This is a genomic window from Dorea sp. AGR2135 (genome assembly GCF_000420885.1).
Taxonomy (GTDB): Bacteria; Bacillota; Clostridia; order Lachnospirales; family Lachnospiraceae; genus Dorea; species Dorea formicigenerans.
In genome coordinates this window covers 16,096-42,319 of sequence record NZ_ATVU01000012.1, presented here as the reverse complement: position 1 = coordinate 42,319, position 26,224 = coordinate 16,096, and the positions used below count along the sequence as shown (strand labels likewise).

Annotated in this window: 25 protein-coding genes and 1 tRNA gene; 10 read left to right on the top strand and 16 right to left on the bottom strand. The window is 43.4% G+C overall.

What is annotated here, in order from left to right; all coding sequences use genetic code 11:
- Window positions 1-3: 3 nt before the first annotated feature.
- From fabZ to G593_RS0109045, 8 genes are all read right to left on the bottom strand, one after another.
- On the bottom strand, window positions 4-432 hold the full coding sequence (gene fabZ, locus G593_RS0109080) for a 3-hydroxyacyl-ACP dehydratase FabZ (RefSeq protein ID WP_022278876.1): 429 nt from the start codon (window positions 430-432) through the stop codon (window positions 4-6).
- Between the two features lie 9 nt (window positions 433-441).
- Window positions 442-924: an acetyl-CoA carboxylase biotin carboxyl carrier protein gene (gene accB / locus G593_RS0109075; RefSeq protein WP_029731477.1), complete on the bottom strand. Its 483-nt coding sequence runs from the start codon at window positions 922-924 to the stop codon at window positions 442-444.
- A 14-nt stretch (window positions 925-938) separates the two neighbouring features.
- Entirely contained in the window at window positions 939-2,195 is a 1,257-nt protein-coding gene (gene fabF, locus G593_RS0109070; RefSeq protein ID WP_029731476.1) for a beta-ketoacyl-ACP synthase II, read from the bottom strand.
- A 31-nt stretch (window positions 2,196-2,226) separates the two neighbouring features.
- Complete coding sequence (gene fabG, locus G593_RS0109065) at window positions 2,227-2,964, bottom strand: 3-oxoacyl-[acyl-carrier-protein] reductase (RefSeq protein WP_081646520.1); 738 nt, start codon at window positions 2,962-2,964, stop codon at window positions 2,227-2,229.
- A gap of 34 nt (window positions 2,965-2,998) precedes the next feature.
- Complete coding sequence (gene fabD, locus G593_RS0109060) at window positions 2,999-3,907, bottom strand: ACP S-malonyltransferase (RefSeq protein WP_029731474.1); 909 nt, start codon at window positions 3,905-3,907, stop codon at window positions 2,999-3,001.
- 21 nt (window positions 3,908-3,928) lie between these two features.
- Window positions 3,929-4,876, bottom strand: coding sequence for an enoyl-[acyl-carrier-protein] reductase FabK (gene fabK / locus G593_RS0109055; protein ID WP_029731473.1), 948 nt, complete (start codon window positions 4,874-4,876; stop codon window positions 3,929-3,931).
- Window positions 4,877-5,109: 233 nt separating this feature from the next.
- Window positions 5,110-5,337 carry an acyl carrier protein gene (gene acpP / locus G593_RS0109050; RefSeq protein WP_029731472.1) on the bottom strand — a complete coding sequence of 76 codons (228 nt, stop codon included), beginning with the start codon at window positions 5,335-5,337 and terminating at the stop codon, window positions 5,110-5,112.
- Between the two features lie 14 nt (window positions 5,338-5,351).
- Window positions 5,352-6,344 carry a beta-ketoacyl-ACP synthase III gene (locus G593_RS0109045; protein WP_029731471.1) on the bottom strand — a complete coding sequence of 331 codons (993 nt, stop codon included), beginning with the start codon at window positions 6,342-6,344 and terminating at the stop codon, window positions 5,352-5,354.
- Between the two features lie 210 nt (window positions 6,345-6,554).
- On the opposite strand from G593_RS0109045, the gene G593_RS0109040 reads away from it, so the two are divergent.
- The 8 genes from G593_RS0109040 to G593_RS0109005 all read left to right on the top strand — a co-directional run bounded on the left by G593_RS0109040 (window position 6,555) and on the right by G593_RS0109005 (window position 13,861).
- Window positions 6,555-7,673, top strand: a complete 1,119-nt coding sequence (locus G593_RS0109040) for a DUF4317 domain-containing protein (RefSeq protein WP_029731470.1) — start codon at window positions 6,555-6,557, stop codon at window positions 7,671-7,673.
- Between the two features lie 289 nt (window positions 7,674-7,962).
- Window positions 7,963-9,186, top strand: coding sequence for an NRAMP family divalent metal transporter (locus tag G593_RS0109035; protein WP_022278883.1), 1,224 nt, complete (start codon window positions 7,963-7,965; stop codon window positions 9,184-9,186).
- 13 nt (window positions 9,187-9,199) lie between these two features.
- On the top strand, window positions 9,200-9,928 hold the full coding sequence (gene pxpB, locus G593_RS0109030; protein WP_029731469.1) for a 5-oxoprolinase subunit PxpB: 729 nt from the start codon (window positions 9,200-9,202) through the stop codon (window positions 9,926-9,928).
- Between the two features lies 1 nt (window position 9,929).
- A complete protein-coding gene (locus tag G593_RS0109025) occupies window positions 9,930-10,934 on the top strand; it encodes a biotin-dependent carboxyltransferase family protein (protein WP_005333165.1) in 1,005 nt (334 codons plus the stop codon).
- Between the two features lie 18 nt (window positions 10,935-10,952).
- On the top strand, window positions 10,953-11,414 hold the full coding sequence (gene accB, locus G593_RS0109020) for an acetyl-CoA carboxylase biotin carboxyl carrier protein (protein ID WP_022278885.1): 462 nt from the start codon (window positions 10,953-10,955) through the stop codon (window positions 11,412-11,414).
- 11 nt (window positions 11,415-11,425) lie between these two features.
- Window positions 11,426-12,772, top strand: a complete 1,347-nt coding sequence (accC, locus tag G593_RS0109015) for an acetyl-CoA carboxylase biotin carboxylase subunit (RefSeq protein WP_005339496.1) — start codon at window positions 11,426-11,428, stop codon at window positions 12,770-12,772.
- A gap of 140 nt (window positions 12,773-12,912) precedes the next feature.
- On the top strand, window positions 12,913-13,683 hold the full coding sequence (locus G593_RS0109010; RefSeq protein ID WP_005333160.1) for a LamB/YcsF family protein: 771 nt from the start codon (window positions 12,913-12,915) through the stop codon (window positions 13,681-13,683).
- A 95-nt stretch (window positions 13,684-13,778) separates the two neighbouring features.
- Window positions 13,779-13,861 (top strand) — tRNA-Leu (locus tag G593_RS0109005).
- Window positions 13,862-14,083: 222 nt separating this feature from the next.
- Here G593_RS0109005 and G593_RS0109000 read toward each other — a convergent pair.
- Window positions 14,084-15,010 carry a SufB/SufD family protein gene (locus G593_RS0109000; RefSeq protein WP_029731468.1) on the bottom strand — a complete coding sequence of 309 codons (927 nt, stop codon included), beginning with the start codon at window positions 15,008-15,010 and terminating at the stop codon, window positions 14,084-14,086.
- A gap of 17 nt (window positions 15,011-15,027) precedes the next feature.
- Complete coding sequence (locus G593_RS0108995; protein ID WP_029731466.1) at window positions 15,028-15,753, bottom strand: ABC transporter ATP-binding protein; 726 nt, start codon at window positions 15,751-15,753, stop codon at window positions 15,028-15,030.
- Window positions 15,754-16,107: 354 nt separating this feature from the next.
- On the opposite strand from G593_RS0108995, the gene G593_RS0108990 reads away from it, so the two are divergent.
- A complete protein-coding gene (locus tag G593_RS0108990; protein WP_044994315.1) occupies window positions 16,108-17,883 on the top strand; it encodes a putative bifunctional diguanylate cyclase/phosphodiesterase in 1,776 nt (591 codons plus the stop codon).
- On the opposite strand, the gene G593_RS0108985 is transcribed toward G593_RS0108990, so the two are convergent.
- The 3 genes from G593_RS0108985 to G593_RS0108975 are packed head-to-tail and all read right to left on the bottom strand — an operon-like array spanning window position 17,846 to window position 20,544.
- A complete protein-coding gene (locus tag G593_RS0108985; RefSeq protein ID WP_029731464.1) occupies window positions 17,846-18,454 on the bottom strand; it encodes a nucleotidyltransferase family protein in 609 nt (202 codons plus the stop codon). The two genes, G593_RS0108990 and G593_RS0108985, sit on opposite strands and share 38 nt — an antisense overlap.
- 18 nt (window positions 18,455-18,472) lie before the next feature.
- The gene (locus G593_RS0108980; protein ID WP_029731463.1) at window positions 18,473-19,117 is read right to left on the bottom strand and encodes a potassium channel family protein; all 645 of its coding nucleotides are present in this window, start codon (window positions 19,115-19,117) and stop codon (window positions 18,473-18,475) included.
- Window positions 19,118-19,158: 41 nt separating this feature from the next.
- A complete protein-coding gene (locus tag G593_RS0108975) occupies window positions 19,159-20,544 on the bottom strand; it encodes a TrkH family potassium uptake protein (protein WP_029731462.1) in 1,386 nt (461 codons plus the stop codon).
- A gap of 186 nt (window positions 20,545-20,730) precedes the next feature.
- On the opposite strand from G593_RS0108975, the gene G593_RS0108970 reads away from it, so the two are divergent.
- On the top strand, window positions 20,731-21,774 hold the full coding sequence (locus tag G593_RS0108970) for an aldose epimerase family protein (RefSeq protein ID WP_029731461.1): 1,044 nt from the start codon (window positions 20,731-20,733) through the stop codon (window positions 21,772-21,774).
- Window positions 21,775-21,858: 84 nt separating this feature from the next.
- Here G593_RS0108970 and G593_RS0108965 read toward each other — a convergent pair whose 3' ends face one another.
- The 3 genes from G593_RS0108965 to G593_RS0108955 form a co-directional block, all read right to left on the bottom strand.
- Window positions 21,859-22,797: an SGNH/GDSL hydrolase family protein gene (locus tag G593_RS0108965; RefSeq protein WP_022278892.1), complete on the bottom strand. Its 939-nt coding sequence runs from the start codon at window positions 22,795-22,797 to the stop codon at window positions 21,859-21,861.
- Window positions 22,798-22,808: 11 nt separating this feature from the next.
- Window positions 22,809-24,374, bottom strand: a complete 1,566-nt coding sequence (locus G593_RS0108960) for an MBOAT family O-acyltransferase (protein ID WP_029731460.1) — start codon at window positions 24,372-24,374, stop codon at window positions 22,809-22,811.
- A 126-nt stretch (window positions 24,375-24,500) separates the two neighbouring features.
- Window positions 24,501-26,213, bottom strand: a complete 1,713-nt coding sequence (locus G593_RS0108955; RefSeq protein ID WP_022278894.1) for a [FeFe] hydrogenase, group A — start codon at window positions 26,211-26,213, stop codon at window positions 24,501-24,503.
- Between the last annotated feature and the right edge of the window lie 11 nt (window positions 26,214-26,224).

Sequence of the window (26,224 nt, the reverse complement as noted above, 5' to 3'; positions counted from 1 at the left end):
CACCTACCCTACTGCAAATGTCAGTACCGCGCTGACTACTTTTTTACCGTCCACTGTAGCGACAGCCTCTCCGACACCAATCGGTCCTTTTTTCCGGATAATTCTTGTTTCCAGACGAAGCTTGTCCCCCGGCACGACCTTGCCTTTGAATTTGCATTTATCAATTCCGCCAAAATATGCGACTTTTCCCTGATTCTTTGGCTCACTTAAAATCGCTACCGCACCTGCCTGTGCCAGCGCTTCCACGATCAGCACACCCGGCATGACCGGCTCCTGTGGAAAATGTCCGGCAAAGAACTCTTCCCGGTAGGAAACACATTTGTACGCCACTGCATACTCACCCGGCTCGTAATCTTCTACATAATCCAATAACAGAAACGGATGTCTGTGAGGTATGATTTCCTGAATCTGTTTAATATCCAAATGTTTCATGATAACCTCCTACGCAATTCTGAATAATGGCTGTCCATACTCTACTGCCTGACCATTCTTTACAAGAATCTCCGTGACTGTTCCATCAAAATCACTCTCGATTTCATTCATCAGCTTCATGGCCTCGATAATTGCAACCGACTGACCTTTTTTCACGGAATCGCCAACCTGAATAAATGGCTCTGCATCCTCTGCCGGAGCCGCGTAAAATGTTCCCACAAGCGGAGCTTTGACTACATTTCCAACAGGAGCCGCCTCAGATATCCCGGTCTGTTTCTGTACTTCTTCTTCTAAATCTGTGGCTGCTTTAGAAGAAGCACCTGTAACTTTCACAGCTTCCGGTGTAACAGCCTGCATTGGCGCAGTCGTTCCCATCACCAGGTTCTCTTTCTTATTCAGCTGCAATTTTATACCATTTTCTTCATATTTAAATCCAGTCAGGTCTGACTCAGAGACTTTATCAATCAGTTTCATCAACTGTTCTACGTCCATTTCCAGGTTCCCCCTTACGCTTCATACTTCTGAATTAAAATTGTTGCATTGTGTCCGCCAAATCCAAGTGAATTGCTCATGGCTGCCTTGATTTCTTTCTCTACCGGACTTCCAATTGCATAATTTAAGTCACATTCTTCATCGGCCTCTTTTGTTCCGACCGTCTGATGGATAAATCCATCTTCCATGCTTTTGACACAAGTAATAAATTCTACTCCGCCTGCTGCTCCAAGCAAGTGACCGATCATGGATTTCGTAGAATTGATCACCACGTCTTTCGCTGCCTCGCCAAATGCTTTCTTAATGGCGCATGTCTCGAACAGGTCATTGTGATGGGTACTTGTTCCATGGGCATTGATGTAATCTACCTGTGCCGGTGTAATCTGGGCCTCTTCCATGGCAAGCTCCATTGCCTTCGCTGCACCGCTTCCGTCTTCTGCCGGAGAAGTAATATGATAAGCATCCCCTGTACATCCGTAACCGGTCACTTCTGCGTAAATCTTTGCCCCACGCGCTTTTGCATGCTCCAGCTCTTCCAGCATTACAACTCCCGCACCTTCACCAAGTACGAATCCATCCCGGTCTTTATCAAATGGAATGGAGGCACGAAGTGGATCGGTAGAAGCAGAAAGTGCTGTCAGTGCTGTAAATCCGGCAATACCAAGTGGGCATACACAGCCTTCGGTTCCTCCTGCAAGCATCATATCTGCGTCACCATACTGGATTGTACGGAATGCATCACCAATACAGTTCGTTCCTGTGGCGCAGGCAGTTACGACATTGCTGCATTTTCCACGGAATCCTAACTGAATTGACACATTTCCCGCTGCCATATTGGAAATCATCAAAGGCACCATAAGCGGATTCACTCTTGCCGGTCCCTTGGTCAGAATTTTTTCATAGCTCTGCTCTGCTACCTGAAGACTTCCAATTCCAGAACCAATCATCACGCCAGCGCGAAATGGGTCTTCTTTTTCAATCTCCAGTCCAGAATCTTCATAAGCTTCTCTGGCTGCTGCAACCGCATATTGAGAAAATGCTTCCATACGTCTGGCTGCTTTTTTATCCATATGATCTCCCGGCACAAAGTCTTTGACTTCTGCTGCCAGTTTTACTTTATAATCTGTAGTGTCGAACTTTGTGATCTCACCGATTCCAACCTTACCTTTGCGGATTCCGTCCCAAAATTCAGCTACACTATTGCCAATTGGAGTAATTGCACCAAGTCCGGTCACGACCACTCTTCTTTTTAAGACTTTATTATTTGCCATCTTTTTTGTACTCCTTCCCCTGCATCACTTTCTACATTACCATGCCGCCGTCTACATGCAGCACTTGTCCGGTAATATAAGAAGCATCTTCCGATGCGAGAAATGCAACTGCTTTTGCCACCTGCTCAGGCACTCCAAATTTTCCAAGAGGAATCTGGGCAAGCGTAGTCTCTACAACCTTTTCCGGCAAGCTCTGCGTCATATCTGTGTCAATAAATCCAGGGGCTACTGCATTCACAGTAATTCCTCTGGAGCCAAGCTCTTTTGCCACAGCTTTTGTAAGTCCGATGATTCCGGCCTTGGAAGCTGCATAATTGGCCTGTCCTGCATTTCCAGACACACCAACTACAGATGAAATATTCACGATGCGCCCGCTTCTTTGCTTTAACATCTGTCTGGATACTGCCTGGATCGTATGAAATGCGCCTTTTAGATTCGTATCTAACACAGCGTCAAAATCTTCTTCTGACATCCGCATCAACAGACCATCTCTTGTAATACCTGCATTATTCACCAGCACATCCAGATGTCCGTATTCCGCGATCACATTTCCAATAAATTCTTTACATGCCACGTTGTCAGAAACATCACATTTATATATAGAAGCTTCTCCTCCATTTTGCTCAATTTCTGTCTTTAATTCCTGTGCTTTTTCCTCGCTGCCACAGTAATTGATCACAACATACATGCCCGCTGCTGCCAGCTCTCTTGCGATTGCCGCGCCAATTCCACGGGAAGCTCCTGTCACAACTGCTACCTTTTTTTCCATTTTATTTATAACTCCTGTCATTTTCGCCTTGTTTCTATATGATCTTTTCCAGATCTTCCCATGTTGTTACATTGCAGACCTTGACGCTTCGGTCAATCTTTTTCATAAATCCTGCCAAAGTCTTGCCCGGCCCGATTTCGATAAATGTATCAACTCCATCTGCGATCATTTTCTCCATGCTCTGTTGCCAGCGAACGGACGATGTAAGCTGTGCCACAAGTAATCCCGGACTCTTACGAACATCCGTAACTGCTTCTGCCGTCACATTTGTAATATAAGGGATCATAAGCTCATGAAATTCTGTCTTATCTAGCTCCATTTCCAGTTCCTCTGCCGCCGGGAGTAAGAGCGTAGAATGAAACGGACCACTAACATTTAACATTACGGTACGTTTTGCACCCGCCTCTTTCAAATGTTCTGCCGCTTTTTCAACTGCTTTTGTTTTTCCTGTAAGAACAATCTGACCCGGACAGTTATAGTTCGCTACAGATACACCTTCCATCTCTGCTGTCACTGCTTCGATTTTCTCTGCATCTAATCCAAGAATCGCGCACATAGCGCCTTCTCCTGCCGGAACTGTATGCTGCATCAAAATTCCACGTTTTCTCACAAGACGGATCGCATCGATCGGCTCCAGCCCGCCGGCCACAGAGATGGCTGCGTATTCGCCAAGGCTCAGTCCCGCTGTAATATCTGGTTTTACTCCACGTTCCATCAGAACTTCTGTCATGGCAAGGCATGTTGTTACCATTGCCGCCTGTGTATATTCTGTCTGGTCTAAGAGATTATTTTCCTCAAAACACAATGCTTTCATATCCAGCCCCAGCCGTTCGCCTGCTTCATCAAAGAGCTTTCTGACACTGGCGCTGTTTTCGTAAAAATCTGCACCCATGCCACATTTCTGCGCCCCTTGTCCCGGATAGATAAATGCAATCTTACTCATATATTTCTTATCCTCCAATTACTACACTTCGGTTTCATACAGATTCAGAGTGCCTATCAAAGCGTCTGTTTCTCTGACCAGTTTTTGGATCAATGCCTGACAGCTCATCTGCTCATTTACCAGTCCCGCGATCTGGCCTGACATGACACTTCCAGTCTTCACATCACCGTCTACGACAGCTTTTCTAAGACCTCCAAGAGTCATAAGTTCCAACTCTTCAAATGGAGCACCTTCCTGTTCCATCTTCAAGTATTTCTTTGTCATCTCATTGCGAAGTGCCCGTACCGGGTGTCCTGTTGTACGTCCTGTGACTCTTGTATCAATGTCACTTGCCTTTAAAATCTTATCCTTATAATTCTGATGCACCTGTGCCTCTTCTGTGACAACAAATGCAGTTCCCATCTGTACAGCCTTTGCTCCCAGCATAAATGCTGCTGCAATTCCTCTTCCGTCTCCGATTCCACCTGCGGCAATAACCGGAATATCGACTGCATCAACGACCTGTGGTACAAGTGTCATAGTCGTGCTCTCTCCGACATGTCCGCCAGACTCGCAGCCTTCTGCAACAATTGCATCGGCTCCTGCCCGCTCCATACGTTTCGCAAGAGCCACAGAAGCAACAACAGGAATTACTTTCACTCCTGCTTCCTTCCACATTTCCATATATTTTCCCGGACTTCCGGCTCCAGTCGTCACGACCTGGACACCTTCTTCCACAATTACTTTCGCAACATCAGCCGCATAAGGGCTCATAAGCATAATATTCACTCCAAATGGTTTGTCCGTCAGTTTGCGTACTGCCCGTATCTGCTCGCGCACCCACTCTGCCGGAGCACTGGCGGCACCAATAAGTCCAAGACCACCTGCTTCTGAAACAGCCGCTGCCAGATGATGCTCAGCTACCCATGCCATACCGCCTTGGATGATCGGGTATTTTATTCCGAGAAGTCTTGTTATTTCTGTCTGCATAATTACTCCTATCTTGTTCCCAGCACCCTTTTGCCTATCCATAATTTATCGAAGGCACGCTCTCGCTACCTTCCGCTGGCAGCGGTACATAAGGCGCTAAAGAACACCGCCTAAGTACCGGCCGCTCCAGAGTACCTTCTTCTCAAATTATGGATATGCAAAATTAGTCTGTTAACAACCTACTCGTTCTCGTTTTATCTACTATTTCTCTTTTAATTAAAATGTAGGTTCAACTATTTCTGGTGATTTTCCACATACTTCACTACGTCGCCGACTGTTTTGAGTGTTGGAAGGTCTTCTTCCGGAATTTCGATCTCATATTCATCTTCTAATGCTGTTACCATCTCGAAGAGGTCTAAGGAATCTGCGTCTAAATCCTCTTTGAAATCTGCACTCTCTGTAACCTTCTCCACATCAATTGCTAAATTCTCTGCGATAATCTCTCTAATCTGCTCTAACATAATTTTTTCTCCTTTTACCATTCAATAATTGTTGCGCCCCAGGTCAGGCCTGCCCCGAATCCTGCCAGCACGATTTTCTGTCCTCGTTTTAATCTTCCGTCTCTGTTCATTTCATCTAACAGAATCGGAATACTTGCGGAAGATGTATTTCCATACTCTTCCATGTTCATTGGAAATTTTTCGACCGGCTCACCCATGCGTTTTGCTACGGCTTCCAGAATTCTCCGGTTCGCCTGATGTAAAATATACCAATCGATTTCTTCTGGTTTTACTTCATTTTTTTCCAGCACTTCCTGAATGACTTCCGGTACCTGCTTAATCGCAAACCGGAACACTCCCTGACCGTCCATCTGCATGAGATAGTTTTCACTGTTCAAATGTTTCCCGCCAATCTCATCATTTTTCTGAAGAGGAAGTCCATTCTCCTCTCGCTTACTGTGACACAAAAGTGCCTCTCCTCGAGTCCCGTCAGAATGTGCCGCCGGAATATAACTGGCTCTTTCATCTTTTTTTATTACTCCTGCACCGGCGCCGTCTCCGAAAAGAATACACGTCCCACGGTCCTTCCAGTTCGTCAGCCTGGACAGCGATTCACTTCCTACGATCAGAACTGTCTGATAAATCCCACTTTCTATGTATGCCAATGCTGTATTGTATGCCAGTACAAACCCGGTACATGCTCCATTTAAATCAAAACAGACTGCTTTGTCTGCACCAATGGCCTTTTGCACTTCGCATGCGCCACATGGAATAATGACATCCGAAGAAATCGTGGACATCAGAATCAGATCCAGTTCTTCTGGTAAAACTCCTGCATTATCAAGAGCTCGTTTTGCAGCTTCATTCGCCATGGACACGGTCGTCTCTTTCACTGCAATATGGCGTCTCGCAATTCCGGTCCGTTCTCTGATCCACGAATCACTTGTCTCTACAAGCTCTGCAACCCCATCATTATCCATAACATAATCCGGGACACAGGAGCCTGTTCCACAAAATCTTGCACTCATATCTTTCCTTTCTTAAGTTTTTCTTTGAACTTCAATTTATTTGAGTTTCAATTATTTTGACTTTCAAAGTATACATAACAAAAAAAGCTTTGTCAAGAACATTTTTCTTAAATCCGACTTTTCTCCTCTTCCAAAACCCATTGATTTTCCCCCGAAAACTCTCTATACTATCTTTTATGTAACATTATCGTAAGGGAGTGTATCTGATTTATGAATAAAAAAGAAGTTTTGGAGATCCGCAAGCAGTTTACCCCGGAAAACTGCACAATTACCCGTATCTGCGGCTGTTATGTGGATCATGAAAAAGAGAAAAAAATGGAGATGAAAAAAGCTTTTCTTTCCATGCCGGAGGAAGAAGCTTTCAAGTATTTTGACATTTTCAGGCATACATTATCCGGAACTGTTGGCAAGAACCTGATGACTATGGAATTCCCGCTGGACCAGGAGCTGGAAGGCGGCGCGCAGGAGCTCCTTTTAAGGCTGCGCGATACGAAGCTTACTGATGATCTGCTTTTGGAAGAATTCTACGACAAGGTTATTGAGAACTACGAATTCGCGGAAAACTACTATATTATATTGATTCATGCTGCATACGATGTGCCAGGGAAATCTTCCGATAATATGGAAATGTTCGACGCTTCCGATACCGTATATGAACATATCATGTGCAGTATCTGCCCGGTAAAATTGACGAAAGCCGGACTTACATATAATGCCGAAAAGAACAATATTGAAGACCGTATCCGTGACTGGTTCGTGGAGATGCCTGCGACCGGTTTTCTCTTCCCGGCTTTCCAGGATCGTGCAAGTGACGTTCATCACGTCCTGTACTACTCCAAGAAACCAGAAGATCTCCAGCCTGACTTTATTGCAAATGTACTTGGCAATATTACACCGCTTACTGCAAAGGATCAAAAGACAACGTTTCAGTCTCTTGTCAGTGATACACTCGGTGAGGATTGTGACTATGACACCGTCCGCAATATCCACGACAATCTGAATGAACTTATGGAAGAAGCTAAGGAATCTCCTGACCCACTGGAGCTGTCCCGCCCAGACGTGAAACACCTGTTAGAGCGAAGTGGAGTCCCGGAAGAAAAAATGGAACATTTCGATAAGAATTTTGAGGAAGCTGTCGGTGAGAAAAATACTCTCCTTGCTTCCAACATTGCCAGTGTCAAAACTTTCCAGATTGAGACACCTGATATTGTAGTAAAAGTTAATCCGGAAAGATCCGACCTCGTAGAGACCCGTGAAATCGATGGAAGACGCTGTCTTGTCATCGCGATTGACGATCATCTTGAGGTAAATGGCATCGAAGTCCGTTAAAATGTAGTTAAAAACAGAAAGTTTTTCTAAACTTTCTGTTTTTTATTTGCGTATTTTCCCGAGTTTCTGTATAATTGTATACTATATAGATACCAGTGTCATAAATCTATTTTCATTTTGTGCTTGCACAAAAATGAAAGTTAGATTTCATGACATGCCCAGATATGAGCCTAGAAGCGTAGCGTAAGCTGCGCGATATGCGAATATCTGATAGAATTGCGAGAGTGTACAGCACGCAGCAATTCGTATGGTATCAAAAAATTAGAATTTATCGAAAGGAAGAGTAGTTATGGAGAAAAACACAAACAAAAAAAGTGCCAGTGCTCTCATTGGTGCAGCGTTTCTTATGGCAACCTCTGCAATTGGTCCTGGATTTCTTACACAGACCGGACAGTTCACAGGAAACCTCAAAGGAAGCTTTGGCTTCGTAATCTTAGTATCAGTTATTTTAGCAGCAATCGTTCAGCTTAATGTATGGAGAGTCTTATGCGTATCCGGTATGCGTGGTCAGGACGTTGCTAACAAAGTCCTGCCAGGTCTTGGATATGTGATTGCATTCCTCGTTGTAGCCGGCGGACTTGTATTCAACATTGGTAATGTTGGCGGCGGTGCCCTCGGATTCAACACCTTGCTTGGCATCCCGACTACATATGGCTGCTTCCTCGCAGGAGCAATCGCAATCTGTGTATTCCTTTATAAAAATGCATTAGATGCAATGGACACACTGACAAAAATTCTTGGTGGTATCATGATCGTCGTTATTTTTGTTGTCATCCTGATTGTAAAACCACCAGTAGGAATGGCTGTCAAGGAAACATTTGTACCAACTGCTCCTATGGACAGTATCTTCCCTGCAATTCTGACACTTCTTGGCGGAACTGTTGGCGGATACATCACATTTGCCGGTGCACATCGTCTGATCGATGCCGGTATTACAAAAGAAGAGAATTTAAAAGAGATCACCAAGAGTTCTGTTATGGGAGTCGGAATTGCAACGATTGTCCGTATCTTACTTTTCCTTGCAATCTTAGGCGTTGTTGTTGAGACTGCAACTTCCCCGGCTACAACTCTTGATGCAAGCAACCCGGCTGCCGACGCATTTTTACAGGGTGCAGGTCAGATCGGATACCGTTTCTTCGGACTGGTACTTTTGTGTGCGGCTGTTACATCTATCATCGGATGCGCCTACACATCTGTATCTTTCCTGAAAACTTTCAGCAAGACAATTGCCAACAATGAAAAATGGTTCATCGTAGGATTTATCGCTCTTAGCACCGTTGTTATGGCTCTCATCGGACAGCCTGCAACTCTGCTCGTATTAGCAGGTGCCCTCAACGGACTGATCCTTCCTATTACATTGGGAGTATGTCTGATCGCATCTCAGAAGAAGTCTATCATGGGCGAGAACTACAAACACCCGATCGTGCTTCTGATCCTTGGAATTATTGTAGTTGTAATCTCTGCATACCTTGGAATCACTTCCCTGGGAAAGCTGAGCGCACTGTTCGGATAAGGAGATGTTTTTTATGGAAGAAATGAAAATCCACACAGCCGGTGACTCTTCTGTCCTGATTGAATTCGGACAGGAGATCTCCCCGGAGATCAATGCAACAATTACGGCCTTCGTCCATCTGATGAAGGCCCAGCATGTTGAAGGAGTCAAAGATATGATTCCTGCATTTACAAGTCTTCTGATCAACTACGATCCAAGAGTTGTAAATTACGGCGCATTAAAAGAGCGTCTGGAAAAGCTGTTAAAACTTGAGGTCAGCCAGGAAACTGCTCCGTCACGGATCTTTGATATTCCGGTCTGCTACGGTGGCGAATATGGACCTGACCTGGAAAATATCGCAATGCATGCCAATCTTTCTACTCAGGAAGTAATTGATATCCACAGCAGTGAAGACTATCTGATCTACATGCTCGGATTCCTTCCTGGATTTTCTTATCTTGGGGGACTGGACGAACGGATCCACACACCAAGACTTGCAAATCCGCGTATTAAGATTCCGGCAGGAAGCGTCGGAATCGGCGGTTCCCAGACGGGAATCTATCCGCTCGACTCCCCTGGAGGCTGGCAGCTTCTGGGGCTGACTCCGGTAAAGACTTATGATCCGAACCGCGAGATTCCAATCCTTTTCGAAGCCGGTGATTATATTCATTTTGTACCGGTCACAGAAAAAGATTTTCTTGAGATTAAAGAACAGGTGAATCAGGGAACTTACGAGTGTGTGATTCGCCAGAAAGGAGTGTAATATGGGAATTCGCATTTTAAAAGGCGGAATGCTTACAACTGTACAGGACAGTGGGCGCCCGGGCTATCAGAGCCAGGGGTTCGGCGTATCTGGTGTTATGGACCGCCGCTCCTTCAAAATTGCCAATCTTCTTCTGGATAATCCGGAAAATGAAGCAGTTCTCGAATTCACTCTTCTTGGACCAACACTGGAATTTACTTCCGAGACGATCATCGCTATCACGGGAGGTGATTTTCAGCCACAGGTCAACGGAAAGCCTGTGAAAATGTATACGGCGCTCTATATGCACCGTGGAGATATTCTCTCATTTCGTGGCTGCCGTACCGGAAGCCGCGGCTACATCGCATTTTCCAGTTATCTGGAAATCCCGGTCGTTATGGGAAGCCGCTCTACCAACATCAAATGTGGACTTGGAGGATTTAAGGGACGCCGCCTCTTAGACGGTGACTATATCAGCTTCCGTGCCAAAAGAAGATACTTGCCTTATTTCCTGTCTAGAAGCCTGGATCTCAACGAGTTTGATCAGGACAACATTACACTGCGCGTGATTATGGGACCACAGGACGATGCATTTACCGCGGCAGGAAAAGAGACATTTCTATCTTCCGAATATGTTGTAACGAGTGAGTTCGACCGCATGGGCTGCCGTCTGGAAGGACCATTTATTGCATCAAAGTCAACAACAGACATTATCTCTGATGGAATCGCATTCGGTTCTGTTCAGGTACCTAGCCATGGAAAACCAATCATTCTGCTGGCGGACAGACAGACTACCGGCGGATATGCGAAGATTGCTACAGTCATCTCTGTAGATATTCCAAAACTGGTTCAGAGAAAGACAGATCATAAAGTGAAGTTCCAGGCAGTTACTGTAGAAGAAGCCCAGGAACTCCTTGCACTTGAAGCAAAAGAAATGAACGAATTCAGACATCAGATCTACCAGCCTTGTAAAGAGGTTCTGGACTGCCGTCTGGTCGCAAAACGAATCAGCAAATTATTCCAATAAAAAGAAAGGAAGGACATCATGAATTTAGATAAAATTGAAAAGCTTGTAAAGATTATCGAAGAGTCTTCCCTGCAGGAATTTTCCATTCAGGAAGGCGATATTAAAATAAAAATGAGTAAACGCGCAGGCGAAAGCGTTGCCGTCCCATTTGCACCAGGTATGGGAATGCCGGTTGCAGGAACTGCTGCACCGGAAGCTGCTACTGCAGATGAGACTTCTGGAGCAGTGGAAGAAGAAACATACATTACTTCCCCGATCGTCGGAACATTTTACTCCGCACCTTCACCGGAAGCTAAAGCTTTCGTAAAAGTCGGTGACCGCGTAAAAGCCGGCGAGACTGTATGTATTCTGGAAGCTATGAAACTAATGAATGAGATTGAAAGTGATTTTGACTGCGAGATTGAGGCCGTTCTTGTCAGCAACGAACAGAGAGTTGAATATGGTCAGCCACTCTTTAAAGTAAAGAAGCTTGACGACTAAGGAGGAGTTCCATGTTTCATAAAATATTGATTGCAAACCGCGGAGAGATTGCTGTTCGTATTATCCGCGCCTGCCGTAATATGGGTATCCGCAGCGTAGCAGTCTATTCCAAAGAAGATAAAGACAGTCTTCACGTACAGCTCGCCGACCAGCGTATCTGTATCGGTGAAGGCCCTGCCAGAAACAATTACCTGAATATGCAGCAAATTGTCACAGCTGCCCTGAACATCGGAGCCGATGCGATCCACCCTGGATTTGGTTTCCTCTCTGAGAATTCAGACTTTGTACGTCTGTGCGAAGAACACGGCATTGCATTTATCGGACCAAGTGCAGATGTTATCGACAGCATGGGAAATAAATCCCACGCCAGAAAGACAATGATGGAGGCCGGAGTTCCGGTCGTTCCAGGTACGAAAGATCCAGTCTATGACGTAGAGACCGGCGAAAAGCTTGCAGATGAAATCGGTTATCCGGTTATGATCAAAGCCTCCTCCGGCGGAGGTGGAAAAGGTATGCGTGTCTCCCGCTCTAAAGATGATTTTGAATTCAATTTCAACATGGCTCAAAGAGAGTCTGCCAACGCATTTGGCGATGACACCATGTACATTGAAAAATATATTGAAAACCCACGCCATGTAGAGATCCAGATCATGGCTGACACTCATGGAAATGTAGTGGCTCTCGGCGAACGTGACTGTTCTGTACAGCGCAACCACCAGAAGTTGATTGAAGAATCTCCTTCTCCGGCTATCACTGCCAATACCCGCGCTTCCATGAACCACGATGCCGTTCTTGCCGCAAAAGCTGTTGGTTACACAAATGCCGGAACGATCGAGTTCATTCTTGACCAAAGCGGAACTTACTACTTCATGGAAATGAATACCCGTATTCAAGTCGAGCACGGTGTCACAGAAATGGTTACAGGCACAGACCTGATTATTGAACAGATCCGTGTTGCCATGGGCGAGCCGCTTAGCTTCACTCAGGAAGAGGTCACACCACGCGGACATGCCATTGAGTGCCGTATCAACGCTGAAATTCCGGAAAAAAACTTTATGCCAAGTCCTGGTGTGGTAAAACATTTGCACCTTCCTTCTGGAAATGGTGTGCGGGTTGATACCGGTCTTTACACTGGCTACCGCATTCCTTCCGAGTATGACTCCATGATTGCGAAAGTTATCGTTCATGCACCGGACAGAGATGCTGCAATCCAGAAAATGCGGTCTGCGCTGGACGAGATGGTGATCCTGGGCGTTGAGACAAATCTGGACTTCCAGTACCGGATCATGAAAAATCCTGAATTCTGTGAAGGAAATGCAGATACCGGATTTATTGAGCGGTTACTGAAAATAGACTAATCGCAACATTATATATTTACCTATTACATGAATGCCAAAAGAACTGATTTGACTTTCCGTTATGCAAAGCGTTCTGGTGAGCCTTCTGATTTTCTATATAGATTATTAAATTTTATAAAAGAAGGGCAGGTTATGTTATTATGTACAAAGTTGATTTAAATAGTGATTTAGGTGAGAGTTTTGGCCGTTATACGATTGGAAATGATGACAAGATTATTCCACTGATTTCTTCTGCGAATATTGCATGTGGTTTTCATGCATCTGATCCGGTTGTGATGACAACTGCGATTGAGCAAACGAAGGAGGCCGGGATTCAGATTGGTGCACATCCGGGATTTCCAGATCTGATGGGATTTGGCCGTAGAAATCTGGCCGTTTCTCCGGCAGAAGCAAAAGCGTATACTCTGTATCAGATCAGCGCTCTTGGAGGTATGTGCAAAGCCCATAATATGCGCCTGCAGCACGTAAAACCACATGGAGCCCTCTATAATATGGCTGCAAAAGATTATGAGCTTTCTAAAGCTATCTGTGAAGCTATTAAGTCCTATGATCCGGAAATCATCGTAATGGGACTCTCTGGCAGTGAAATGATCCGTGCAGCAAAAGATCTGGGGCTTAAAGCAGCCAGCGAAGTATTTGCAGACCGCGCTTATGAAGAAGACGGAACACTTGTGAACCGCCGCAAAGAAGGTGCAGTCATCAAAGACGAGAATGAAGCAATTGCCCGCGTGATCCGCATGGTAAAAGAGCAGAAAGTTACAACAATCACCGGAAAAGATATTTCCATTCAGGCTGATTCCGTATGCGTTCACGGTGATGGCGAAAAAGCTCTTCTTTTCGTTGAGAAAATCCGAAAAGCTATGGCAGAAGAAGGTATTACGATCAGCCCATTAAAAGACATTTGTAATTAACTTTCCTTCCACCGAAAGAACAACAACATTTTTTCAAAAAATTCAAAAAAGTGTTTGCATTTTCCGTCAACCTATGATATCATATCTTTTGTCGAGCGGAGATGGCGGAATGGCAGACGCGCTAGATTCAGGTTCTAGTGGGAGCAATCCTGTGAGGGTTCAAGTCCCTTTCTCCGCATTGGACATAAGATATAAAACACCGTAAACTCGAGGGTTTATGGTGTTTTTCTTTGCTCAAAAATAGAAAAAACAGCAAATTTATCTCAGTGGGAGTCCAATCTCCGACTGAGATAAACGCTCCGCGAGGATGCGCAGTGATTCTGATAGGAATATGTCAGCTTTGCTGACCAGAATCACGCGCCTTGTCTCACGGATGTTCGACTTGAATTTTTAGCATTTTTTAGTTCAGGAAGTTTTCGATTATGACTCCTTCTGCTTCTTCTTCTGTCATTCCCAGTGTACGGAGTTTTACAAGTTGCTCGTCGTTAATCCTTCCGATAGCCGCCTCATGGATAATTGCTGCATCTACATGTTTTGCGTTAATCTCCGGAATAGAGCTGACTTCAGCGTAATCCATGATAATAGAGTCGCATTGTACGTGAGCATGGCAGAGATTTTTACCGACTGCTCTTGGGTGAAATATCTGCCTGGAGCTGCCTTTTGCAACGGATCTGGATACGATCTGTGCAGAGCTTCCTTCACCATTCATTTCTACCATCATATTGGAAGTTGCTTCCTGGTTTCCATGTGTCATCAGCTTCTCTATAACGTACAGTTTTGAGTTTGCCTCCAGATATACATTATTCTCACGTACAGTGGAATCTACACCTTTTATCTGTGCGGTATCAAGTGTAAAGACGGAATTCTCGCCAAGATAAACTTCTGTGACCGGGTTGAGGACTCTTGTTCCTGTTCCTTCGCCTTCTCCATAGTGTTTCTCCACATAACGTACGTTGCAGTTTTTTTCTACGTGAAATGTGTGGATTCCATCATGGCGGCTTTCATTGCAACCGCTGTTGTGAATTCCACAGCCTGCAACAATCGTTACATTTGCTCCTTCTTCTATATAAAAATCATTATAAACCACATCGGTCATTCCTGTGGCATCTACAACGACCGGAATATGTACTTCTTCTCCATCCGTCTTACCATCAATATAAATGTCGATGCCCGGCTTATCCTGCTTTTTCTTAATTTTGATATGTTCGCTGTCACCGTGGCAGAGGGCAATTCCATTGTGTCTTAAGTTAAATGCACCTGACTGTTTAAATCCACTTGCATCGATCTGTTCCAGTACTTTTTTTGTAATTTCATCTAACGTCATCATATTGCTTTCCTCCCTCCTTATCTGCATGTCAGACAGCTATAAGAATCTGCTGTCTTTCCTAATAGTTGTGGAAGGATCTCGTCAGTTGCTCCAATGGACGCGATCTTACCGTCTTCGATGACCATGATCCGATCTGCCATCTGAATGATTCTCTCCTGATGTGAAATGAGAACCAGGCTTTCCTTCTTTTCTTTGTGGATTTTCTCGAACTGTTCGATCAGCATGGAAAAACTCCAAAGGTCTATTCCTGCCTCCGGCTCATCAAAAATACATAATTTGTGCGATTTTGCAAGTACGGTTGCAATCTCCAGACGTTTCATTTCACCGCCTGATAGTGTGCCATCCACTTCTCTTTCAATGTACTCATTTGCGCAAAGGCCGACCGTACTTAAAAGCTTACAACACTCTTCTCTTTTTAATTCTTTACCTGCTGAGAGTGACAACAGCTTCATAACAGTCATTCCTTTAAATCTCGGTGGCTGCTGAAATGCATAACCGATTCCTGCATCTGCTCTGTGATTGATATCATAATTGCTGATATCCTCTCCATCTAAAATAATCTGACCGGCGCTTGCTTTTTCAATTCCCATTAAAACTTTCGCAAGTGTGGACTTTCCTCCACCATTTGGTCCGGTAATGACAAGCATCTCGCCATCCGCAACATTGAAACTGATGTTTTCAACAATGCTTCGCTCTACTCCATTCTCCTGAACCTGGAATGTAAGATTCTTTACCTCCAGCATAACATAATCTCCCTTCTGACCCATATCAGATTTCAAAATGTCCCGGCAAAAACCCCAGACACCTTTCTATTATAAATCATGTGAAAAATGTTGTCACCTTTTATTCCAAGTGATTTAGTATATTTTACATTTTTTCACTTTCTGATACTCCATGCCTCCAGCCGCGTCACCTCTATTTTATTTCCCGCCTCTAATCGCGTCACCTCTATTTATCAAATTCAGAAAGTGGAAAAAATTTCCATAAGAATTTTCCCCTTTCTTTTTCCTCTCCATGTTGAACTCATATTTGACGAATGTTATAATAGTGATTGGCGTAAAATGAATTGATAATTTTGATAACAGGAGGACTTCTTTATGCCAAATTACCCGGACTCAATCCAGGATCTAGAACCGCTTAGCGGTCTATATATAAGAAAAAGATTTTTAAATGAAGTGCGTACTTTTCTGGACCAGAAGCATCCGCAAGGCTGGTGTATTGTAGCCATCGATATTGAGAATTTTAAATTATTCAATGACTGGTACGGGCAGGACAGCGGTGATTATCTGCTTCTGGAAATTGCTGCCTATCTTCGAAACCTTCACCAGGAAGATCACTACATCACCGGACACTTTAGTGCCGATGACTTTTTTATCTGCATGCCAGATGACGGTCACAAACTCCGCCACATTTATGCAACAATTTATCATTACATTGATAAGCTGGAACAAGATGATAGTTTCCTTCCATCCATCGGCGTCTATCGGATTGAAGACGAATCTCTGAATGTCAGCACGATGTGCAACAATGCGCAGATTGCGGCTTCCAGTGTCGTTGGAAAGATTGGAAACAGAATCTGCTATTTCGAATCTGGCATGACTAAAAAAATAGAATTAAAGCAGCGCATTCTCCGGGATGCACGACATGGACTGGAAAATCACGAATTTATCTTCTATCTTCAGCCCAAATGTAACATGACGACCGGTGAACTGGTCAGCATGGAGGCGCTTGCCAGATGGCAGAAATCTGACGGAACTTTTATCTCACCCGGAGAATTTATCCCACTGTTCGAAAGCAGTGGATTTATTACCCGCTTTGACATGTACATCTGGAAATCTGTCTGCAAAACTTTAGCCGCCTGGCGGGATAAAGGCTGCAAACTTGTTCCGATTTCCATCAATGTCTCTATGATAGACATTACGAATATTGACGTGCCTCAATATTTGTCAATGCTCACAGAGCAGTACCACATTTCCCCGGAATATCTGCCTGTGGAAATTACAGAATCTGTCTTTGCAGAGAGCAACACCATTGTAAAGAATACTATTACCCGTTTCCACAAAAAGGGTTTTTACGTGCTCATGGACGATTTTGGCAGTGGATATTCTTCTTTAAATGTGTTAAAAGACGCGAATGTAGATTATCTGAAACTAGATATGAAGTTCATGCAGATCGATGCAAAGAATAAAGGAAAAGGAATTCAGATTCTGAAATCTATCGTAGATATGGCTTACCGGCTTGGTCTTGTAATCATTGCAGAAGGTGTTGAGACAAAGGAACAGTCCGAGATTCTGAAATCCATGAACTGTAACTATGGTCAGGGATTTTATTTTCACAGACCTATGTCGGTAAAAGCTGCTGAGGAACTCATTCAGACGATTCCAATCGAGAACTTCCGGGCCGCCCATGAACAGGTCAGCCGGATTCGTAATGTCTGCGAAGCACTCCCTGATTCCCCGGAAATGTGGAAGTTAGGTGACAATATTTTCCGGATTCTTCTGGATCATATGCTTCTGCTCTCCAGATTTAATCTGATCACCGGAGGTATGGAAACGATCAAAAGAGATTCGTCTCTTGCAGGTTTTGGAATTGAATATGAAACCGATTATCAGACCTACATGTCCCGCCTACTGGACGAACAGTTAGTCCATCCGGACGATGCAGATGAATTTCGCTCTATCATGACTCTTGACCAGCTTCGTTTGCGTATGTTCCATGAAAAAGGATCTGTCATCTATCGCTTCCGCAGAAAATTCAAAGCCGGATATTTCTGGACATCACTGGAACTTTTCCCGGATGCTGAATGTTCCAAAGAAAATCCTTGGGTCGTTATGGTTATTCATGAATCTCCGTCAGTGAATCCAGATCTTTAAGCTCTGACGCTGGCATTTCAAACATCTGGACATCGTCCAGATGTTTTTTTAATACACATTTTCCCCCCACATCACCTTCAAGTTTTTTTAGTTCCTCGTAATATTTATATGCAAAAATAACAGGATTCCCCCTTCTTCCAGCATTTTCACTAACCAAGATACCTTTCTTTGAAACTTCCCATGTTTCCACCATGTTTTCAAGTGATTCTCTTGTCAGATATGGCTGGTCTGCCACTGCAAACATACAGCCTTCCCTCTTTCGGCTGCCTGTTTTTCCACATTTTTCTTCCAATTCTATGAGCTTTTCCACTCCAAGACGGATAGAGCCGGATATTCCGGCTTCCGGATGTGGATGATTCACGGTTTTCATGTACGGAAAATGTGCTTCCATGTCATAGATGATCTCTTCATACTGCGTCACAATCACTATGGTATCTAAAAGCCCTTTCTGCCACAATGCAGCTACAACTTCCAGTCCGTAGCGGTACATACATTTTCCATTCAACCTATATAACAACTTGTTCGAGCCAAACCGGGTGCTGTTGCCCGCTGCCAGAAAAATCAAATTCATTCGTTTTTCTCCATTCTTCTACTGTATAGCTTCCAATGCCTGATTTGATCCAATCAAAATCAGAACATTCCCTTCCTTCAGCAGTTCTTTTGGATCTGGATTGACTTCTACTTTGTCTCCCATCTTGATTCCCACAACAATAACGTCATAAGTTTTTCTTACATCTAACTCTAAAAGCGTCCTGCCAACCCATTTTTCCGGCACTTCTGTTTCGACCAGGCTATAATCCGGTGAGAGCGCGATCCAGTCCGTAAAGTTTGCAGACATCAGATTCCTTGCCACACGCATTCCCATCTCTTTTTCCGGAAAAATAACAGAATCTGCTCCGATTTTCTTAAGCACTGTTGCATGAAGTTCATTTTTTGCCTTTGCCATAACATATGGAACGCCAATTTCCTTGCACACAAGTGTTGCCATGATACTTGCTTCCATATTGTCTGATGCCGCTACCACAACTCCGTCCAGATTCCTCGTTCCAAGCGAACGGATAAAATCTGCATCTTCAATGTCTGCTTTCATAGCATAGGACACCTGATTCGCAATTGCCTCCACACGCTCCATATTTGCATCGATTGCAACCACTTCACAACCTAATTTTTGAAGCTCAATGGCAACACTTTCTCCAAAACTACCTAACCCAAATACCGCATACTGCTTCTTCACTGTATCTCCTCCATATCACATTTTCTTTCATTTTTCTTACTTTATCCTACCAGTATATTATTCGTCGGAAGTGTGCGCATCCTGTCTTTTTGATTCTTTTTTCCTGCAAACAAAAGTGCAATTGTCACAGGTCCGACTCTTCCAATATACATTAGTGCAATAATTACCGCCTGACTTTCCCTGCACAGATGGGAAGTCAGGTCTGCAGTCAGACCGACGGTTCCAAGCGCAGAAGCCGTCTCATACATAATGTTCAGAAAGGATAACCTGTCTGCTTCAAATACTGCAATCAATGTTGTTCCAGTTAAGTAACAGATCAGCGCAAGCACGACTGTCGCAAATCCCATTCTGACATTTTGTGCGGATATTCTTCTTCCAAAACATTCCGTATCCTGTCCCCCACGGACAAATGCAATGCATGTAAGCATGAGCATTGCTATAGTAGTAGTCTTCACACCTCCTGCCGTTCCTCCAGGTGATCCTCCGATAAACATCAAAAGGATATTCAGAAATCTTGTCTCTTCATGCATACCTGCCTGTGAAAATGTAGAATATCCCGCTGTTCTGGTCGTCACTGACTGAAAGGCAGATGCCATCCATTTCTCTCCAAAACTTAAGTGTCCAATTGTATCCGGATTATGATATTCCAGTAAAAATGTCAATAATGTTCCCACTGCCAGCAATATCAAGGTTGTCACGATTGCAAGCTTTGAATGCAGCCGGAGTCTTGTAAACCACCATTTTCCAGGAATTTCTTTCTTTCGGATTTTTTTAATATTACCCAGCACATCATACCAGACACCAAATCCGATACCACTTAAGATGATCAGAAGCATTGTCGTAATATTAATAAGTGGATTACAGATATATTTTGCCAGACTGTCTGAACCTAGTATATCAATTCCTGCATTACAGAACGCAGATACCGAATGAAAGATGCTATACCCAATTCCACGCAGCAATCCATATTCCGGCACGAACTGCACTGCATAGAATAAAGCTCCCACACCCTCAACCGTAAATGTTCCGATCAGAATTCTTCTGACCATTCCTACAATACCACCAATAGAATCTGCGTTATACGTCTCCTGGATAACCATACGCTCCCTGACAGTAATCTGTCTGCGTAAGAGCAAAAAGAATGCCGTTACACAGGCAATGATTCCAAGTCCGCCAATCTGTATCAATATCAACAAAATTACTTTTCCAAATAATGTGAATTGAGTTTGCGGAATGATTGTGACCAGCCCTGTCACACACACTGCAGATGCCGATGTAAATAACGCATCAAAGAATTCAATCGGCTTCTGGTTGCTGACCGGAAGCCATAAAAGAACTGCTCCGGCCACAATTACAAACAAAAATCCGGCTGCCAGAATCTTCATCGTATTCCAGCGGATATTTTTCTTTCTATTATATCTTTTCATATGTTTTCTTCCTTTGATTTTTCAATAACCACATTATGCTCTTTTTCTTTTCTTTTGTCTACTTTTTTTATATATTCCGTATAAGTCTATACTTTTTATTTCTTGCGAAACTTCTTTCCAGGTACTATACTAAATTTAGTTTCAGTTTTAGTTTTATATATTTGTTTTCTATGAGGAGATTTGATTATGATTACAACTACCGATTTCGGAACTTTATGTGACGACAGAACAGTCAGATTATATACATTAAAAAATGACGCCATCGAACTTTCTGTCACAGATTACGGCAGCACTCTCGTACGCCTGCTCGTCCCGGATAAGAATGGCAAGCCAACGGATGTTGTCCTTGGCTATGATGATCTTGCAGGCTACGTGGCCGATGACACCTGCTTTGGAAATAATGTCGGCAGAAGCGCCAATCGTATCGGAGGTGCTTCATTTACACTGAATGGTACAGAATATAAACTGGCTGCCAACGATGGAGAAAATAATCTTCACAGCGGTCCGGACTCTTACTCAAAACGGATCTGGAACGTAGCAGCTAAAACAGATACCTCCATTACATTTTCTCTGGAAAGCCCTCATATGGATCAGGGATTCCCAGGAGCACTGACCATGTCTGTCACCTACGAGATTTCCGGTCAGAACGAAGAGCCTGCTTTCTCGATTACATACGAAGCAGCTCCGGATCAGGATACATTGATCAGCATGACGCACCACAGTTACTATAATCTGAACGGAGAAGGTTCCGGTGATATTCTGAATCATAAGGTTACGCTGGCAGCAGACTTCTATACTCCAACTGATGCAGCTTCTGTTCCAACCGGAGAAATTACTTCTGTCACCGGAACGGTTATGGATTTTCGTGACGGACGTTATCTTGGCACTGATATTGAAGCTTCTACGTTACAGACTGCCCGTGGCTATGATCACAACTGGGTAATCGGAACCGGATATGGTGTTCCTCACAAAGTGTTGACCGCAACAGGTGACCAGAGCGGCATCTCCATGGACTTATCGACAGATTATCCTGGAATCCAGCTTTACACTGCCAACTATCTGAAGCATGTTGCCGGAAAGCAAGGGCATGTATACGAAGCAAGAGATGCTGTGTGCTTCGAGCCACAATATTTTCCAGATGCTATTCATCATCCGAATTTTCCAAGCCCCGTGGTAAAAGCCGGTGAAACTTATAAAAAACAAATTATTTATCATTTTTATACAGACTAACTATAGTAAAATGATAAAAATCCCAAGATGGACAGCTCTTCTATAAGCTCTCCATCTTGGGATTTTTTATGAAATTCTAACGACCTAATATCCTGTCTCCGTTGTATACTGCTCTGCCATCGTATCCCAGCTCGTAAATTTCTCATCGCCTCTGTGATCCGGCAGCATATAATGCTCCTGCAAATACGTGATCATGTAATCTGTAATTTTATGTGCTCCTGACAGGTTCAAATGATCGCCTTTATCCAGAGTGTCACTTTTCCAGTCGATTCCCAGTTCCTTAAGCTTCTGATTAAAATCAATATAAGGAATTCCATACTTCCCGGCGTATTTTAACACTGCATTGTATCTCTTGTAATTATGATTCACCGGAGAAGCCGATGTGTAAAGCAAGAGCTGAATTTTGTTTTTCTCACACAGTTTCCGGATTTTATCCAAATACCAGAGATTTATTTGGGGTATTTCTTTTTCCTTTTTCGTCTTCTTCATGTAACTGCCTTTGCTGTACGGCGCCACTCCCGGCCGGATTGCAAAGCCTTTGTAAGACTGCCATCCTTCTGGTATCTGGTCATTCACAATATTTTTCCACAAATTATGATATTGTAACACCGGAAAATAATACATAGCCGTATCACTGATGGAGCTGCGCAGACTATCCGGCGTATTCGTATAGCGAAACAACATATTTGTTTCCAAGAGTACGACCTGTGGTGACTGATAATCTAAAGCGTGCTTTAACATATAATATGATTCCGAAATGCGCTGAGCAGATTGTCCACATACATAACTTGTAATTCCGGTACTTTTCCACAATTCCATCGGAGATATCGACGTCATGCTCTCACTATCCCCAATTACAAGCATATCTATAGAATCTTTTTGTTCTTTCTGAATACCGACATAGCTGTTATATCTTCCCGGCAGCCCTGCAAGTCTGCCGATATAGATACGTTCTATCCAGTCAGATAACATTACTGTACTGCATATCACTATAAATATAAATATTCCTATCTTTTTCTTCATGTCTATATCCTCTAAAATCCTGCATAAATCAAATCGATCATCTGATAACCTTCTCCATATGCCCCAAAGATCAGAATTGCCATAACAAGACCATAGCAAATGACCCATTTTCCAGGAACAAATGCTTTTTCAACCGTGCAGATCCACTGTTTTTGACACATTTTTGTTTCTTTCGGCCAATACTCCTTCATCAGATCTGCGAAAAATACTATCATACAGCCAATTATTATAATTCTGAAATCATTCTGATCCAAACCTAAGGTAAGCAAGGTGCCATCCTTAAACGTCTCTGTCGCGAATCCCTGAAAGATACTTTTAAACATATGAAATCCCTGATGGAAGCCATCTCCTCGGAAAAACATTTCACCCGTGAATATGATGATCAGCATCTTCACTGTCTGAAATGCTTTATAGAACATACACTCCGGATTAATATGAAGTACTGCAAGAATTCTGTCTCTTACCGGTTCCAATGCAAGTCCCATAAAAATCAATCCAAAGTAATATAATCCGTAAAAAATGTAATTCCATTTCGGACCGTGCCACAGACCATTACTGATCCATACCGGGAAAAGTGCCATTGCTGCAATTCCCATTCTCGCCACATATTTTCCAAAATCCCCTTTGAAATGTTTTCTCGTAAATTTATTCCACTTTCTGGCCGTCTTGGAAATGGATACTGGATAAAAAATATAGTTCTTGAACCAGACACCAAGCGTAATGTGCCATCGTTTCCAGAAATCTGTACATGACTTTGCCAAAAACGGCTGGCTGAAATTCTCCGGCAGGCGAATTCCAAAAAGTCCGGCACTTCCGATGACCATATCCATACAGCCCGAAAATTCCATATACAACTGTATCGTATAAGAAATCGCCGCTGCCACGATCACGGCACCACTGTAGCTCTCGTATCCGACATACACCTTGTCGACCAGCACTGCAAGCCTGTCCGCAATAATCATCTTTTTAAACAATCCCCAGATGATCCGATAACAGCCCTTAAAAACATTCTCTGCTTTTACAGATTCATTTTTAAACAACGTATCTTCCACATCTTCCCATCTGCAGATCGGACCTTCTACGATTACCGGGAAGAATCCAAGAAACAATGCGGTCTTCACCAGACTGTACTCTGCCTTTACCTTTCCCCAGTACACATCTGCCATATATCCAATTGCAGATAGTGTATAAAAAGAAATTCCAATTGGTAAAAAGATCAGTTGATCTTGATAGCTCCAGTCTATATGAAGCGCCATTGCCAGCTTCGAAACATTTCCAAAGAAAAAATTTCGATACTTCAGACACAAAATTGTTCCTAAAAGCAAAAAAATTCCTAACTGAAGTACTCTCTTTTTTCTCTTATCGCGCTTGTCCATCGTATCCATCCAAATGCAGATATGATGCGTCAGAAATGTTGTCCCGATCAGATAAATAATTAATTTTTCACTAAAGCTCCAGAAAAACAAATAACTAAATATGAGCAATGTATAACTTCTCCATTTTGCCGGAGTGATCTGATAGAAAAGAAGTGCTGCCGGCAAAAAAAGGAGTAAGTATGGTGTTGTGTGATAAGCCATAATAACCCTCTCTTTCACACTCCACTATACACTCCTTTTCTTAAGATTTTATGTAGTTTTACAAAATAATTTTAAATATTCAAAACTTTGTTAAAAAGTCATCCCCAACTATATGCAGGTCTGTTTTTATTTATTCTTTTCTTTCTCAGCTTCCGTAAAATTTCTGTGCAGAAGTTCATGTGTTTTACCTTTCAAAAGTCCTTCATACAAAGACTGTACCATCGGATTTTCATCTGATTTCTTAATCTGGGTATTGACATCTGCCTTATACAGTCCCTGCATACGTGCTTCTCTCGTATGTGCACCTGCATCCAGTGGCTGTCCGCCACCCATGACACATCCGCGTCTGCATGCCATAACTTCTACGAAATCATAATGAATCTCTCCGCTCTTAATCTTCTTCAGCAGCTGGTCTGCATTTGCAAGGCCGCTTACGATTGCAGCTTTGATCTCTTTGCCATTATAATCATAGACAATCTCTTTGATTCCATCATCACCGCGCACTCCGCTGGACTTCAATTCTTCCATATCTGCACGCTTGTGTCCCTGTGTAATCTTACGAAGAACAGCTTCTGTGACTCCTCCGGTCACTCCAAAGATCACTCCGGCTCCGGAACCAATTCCAAATGGTACATCTGCAGATTCGATTTCAACCTGGTCAAACATAATTCCTGCCCGCTTAATCATAGAAATCAATTCGGTTGTTGTCAGAACATAATCTATGTCCTGTCTGCCATTCGTTTTCGATTCTGGACGAAGAATTTCTTCTTTCTTTGCCGTACATGGCATAATTGATACAGATACTAATTTTTTACCGGCATTATTTTCCGGATTCTTATAGTATTCTCTTACGACTGCTCCAAACATCTGCTGTGGTGAACGGCAGCTAGACAGATGTGGAACAAATTCCGGATAACGGTTCTCGCAGAATTTCACCCACGCCGGACAGCATGAGGTAAATAACGGAAGATTTTCTCCTGCGTTGAATCTCTCCATAAATTCTTTCGACTCTTCCATAACTGTCAAATCAGCTCCATATGCTGTGTCATAGACCTCATCAAAGCCAAGTCTGTGAAGAACTCCGACCAGTTTTCCCATCACATTCTCACCCTTTGGAATTCCGAATTCCTCACCTGCTGCCACACGTACAGCCGGTGCAATCTGGGCAATTACAATGGTATCTTTATCAGCAAGCGCATCCCAGACAACATCAATATTCGTCTTGATACTGATTGCTCCGGTCGGACAGACAACACGGCACTGTCCACAGTTTACACAGTCTGTCTGGGCAATTGGCTTATTAAATGCAGGAGATACAATTGCTTCTGTTCCACGATAGGCAAAATCAATGGCATTTACTCCCTGTACATTGTCGCACATACGCACACAGTCACCACAGAGAATACATTTATTTGGATCACGTACAATTGCTGGTGAACTGTCATCAATCGGATGTGGCTCTTTTGTATTCTCAAATCGGACATCGTGCACTCCCAGCCTGTGTGCAAGATCCTGGAGATGACATTCCCCGCTCTTGATACAGGTTGTACAATCTCTGCAGTGCGATGCTAAAAGCAATTCTATAATCTGCTTTCTGTATTTTATCAGTCTTGGTGTATTCGTATAAATGACCATTCCGTCCTTCGGTTTTTCTGAACAGGAAGCAAACGTCTTTCCCCATTCATTTTCTACAGTACAAAGACGGCATGCACCGTAAATGGATAATTCAGAATGGTAGCATAATGTTGGTATATCTATTCCGGCTTTGCGGATAACGGCCAGAACGTTTGGTTCATCCGTGAATTCCACACGCCGTCCATCAATCATCATTGATCCCATATTCTTTCCTC

Coding starts and splice junctions, on each gene's coding strand:
- accB (WP_022278885.1), top strand. CDS start 10,953: ATGAATTTAGATAAAATTGAAAAGCTTGTAAAGATTATCGAAGAGTCT.
- accC (WP_005339496.1), top strand. CDS start 11,426: ATGTTTCATAAAATATTGATTGCAAACCGCGGAGAGATTGCTGTTCGT.
- G593_RS0109040 (WP_029731470.1), top strand. CDS start 6,555: ATGAATAAAAAAGAAGTTTTGGAGATCCGCAAGCAGTTTACCCCGGAA.
- pxpB (WP_029731469.1), top strand. CDS start 9,200: ATGGAAGAAATGAAAATCCACACAGCCGGTGACTCTTCTGTCCTGATT.
- G593_RS0109025 (WP_005333165.1), top strand. CDS start 9,930: ATGGGAATTCGCATTTTAAAAGGCGGAATGCTTACAACTGTACAGGAC.
- G593_RS0108955 (WP_022278894.1), bottom strand. CDS start 26,213: ATGGGATCAATGATGATTGATGGACGGCGTGTGGAATTCACGGATGAA.
- G593_RS0108970 (WP_029731461.1), top strand. CDS start 20,731: ATGATTACAACTACCGATTTCGGAACTTTATGTGACGACAGAACAGTC.
- G593_RS0108990 (WP_044994315.1), top strand. CDS start 16,108: ATGCCAAATTACCCGGACTCAATCCAGGATCTAGAACCGCTTAGCGGT.
- G593_RS0109010 (WP_005333160.1), top strand. CDS start 12,913: ATGTACAAAGTTGATTTAAATAGTGATTTAGGTGAGAGTTTTGGCCGT.
- G593_RS0109045 (WP_029731471.1), bottom strand. CDS start 6,344: ATGAGTGCAAGATTTTGTGGAACAGGCTCCTGTGTCCCGGATTATGTT.
- G593_RS0108960 (WP_029731460.1), bottom strand. CDS start 24,374: ATGGCTTATCACACAACACCATACTTACTCCTTTTTTTGCCGGCAGCA.
- G593_RS0108975 (WP_029731462.1), bottom strand. CDS start 20,544: ATGAAAAGATATAATAGAAAGAAAAATATCCGCTGGAATACGATGAAG.
- G593_RS0108965 (WP_022278892.1), bottom strand. CDS start 22,797: ATGAAGAAAAAGATAGGAATATTTATATTTATAGTGATATGCAGTACA.
- fabD (WP_029731474.1), bottom strand. CDS start 3,907: ATGAGTAAGATTGCATTTATCTATCCGGGACAAGGGGCGCAGAAATGT.
- G593_RS0109035 (WP_022278883.1), top strand. CDS start 7,963: ATGGAGAAAAACACAAACAAAAAAAGTGCCAGTGCTCTCATTGGTGCA.
- fabZ (WP_022278876.1), bottom strand. CDS start 432: ATGAAACATTTGGATATTAAACAGATTCAGGAAATCATACCTCACAGA.
- fabK (WP_029731473.1), bottom strand. CDS start 4,876: ATGCAGACAGAAATAACAAGACTTCTCGGAATAAAATACCCGATCATC.
- fabG (WP_081646520.1), bottom strand. CDS start 2,964: ATGGAAAAAAAGGTAGCAGTTGTGACAGGAGCTTCCCGTGGAATTGGC.
- acpP (WP_029731472.1), bottom strand. CDS start 5,337: ATGTTAGAGCAGATTAGAGAGATTATCGCAGAGAATTTAGCAATTGAT.
- fabF (WP_029731476.1), bottom strand. CDS start 2,195: ATGGCAAATAATAAAGTCTTAAAAAGAAGAGTGGTCGTGACCGGACTT.
- G593_RS0108985 (WP_029731464.1), bottom strand. CDS start 18,454: ATGAATTTGATTTTTCTGGCAGCGGGCAACAGCACCCGGTTTGGCTCG.
- G593_RS0108995 (WP_029731466.1), bottom strand. CDS start 15,753: ATGCTGGAGGTAAAGAATCTTACATTCCAGGTTCAGGAGAATGGAGTA.
- accB (WP_029731477.1), bottom strand. CDS start 924: ATGGACGTAGAACAGTTGATGAAACTGATTGATAAAGTCTCTGAGTCA.
- G593_RS0109000 (WP_029731468.1), bottom strand. CDS start 15,010: ATGATGACGTTAGATGAAATTACAAAAAAAGTACTGGAACAGATCGAT.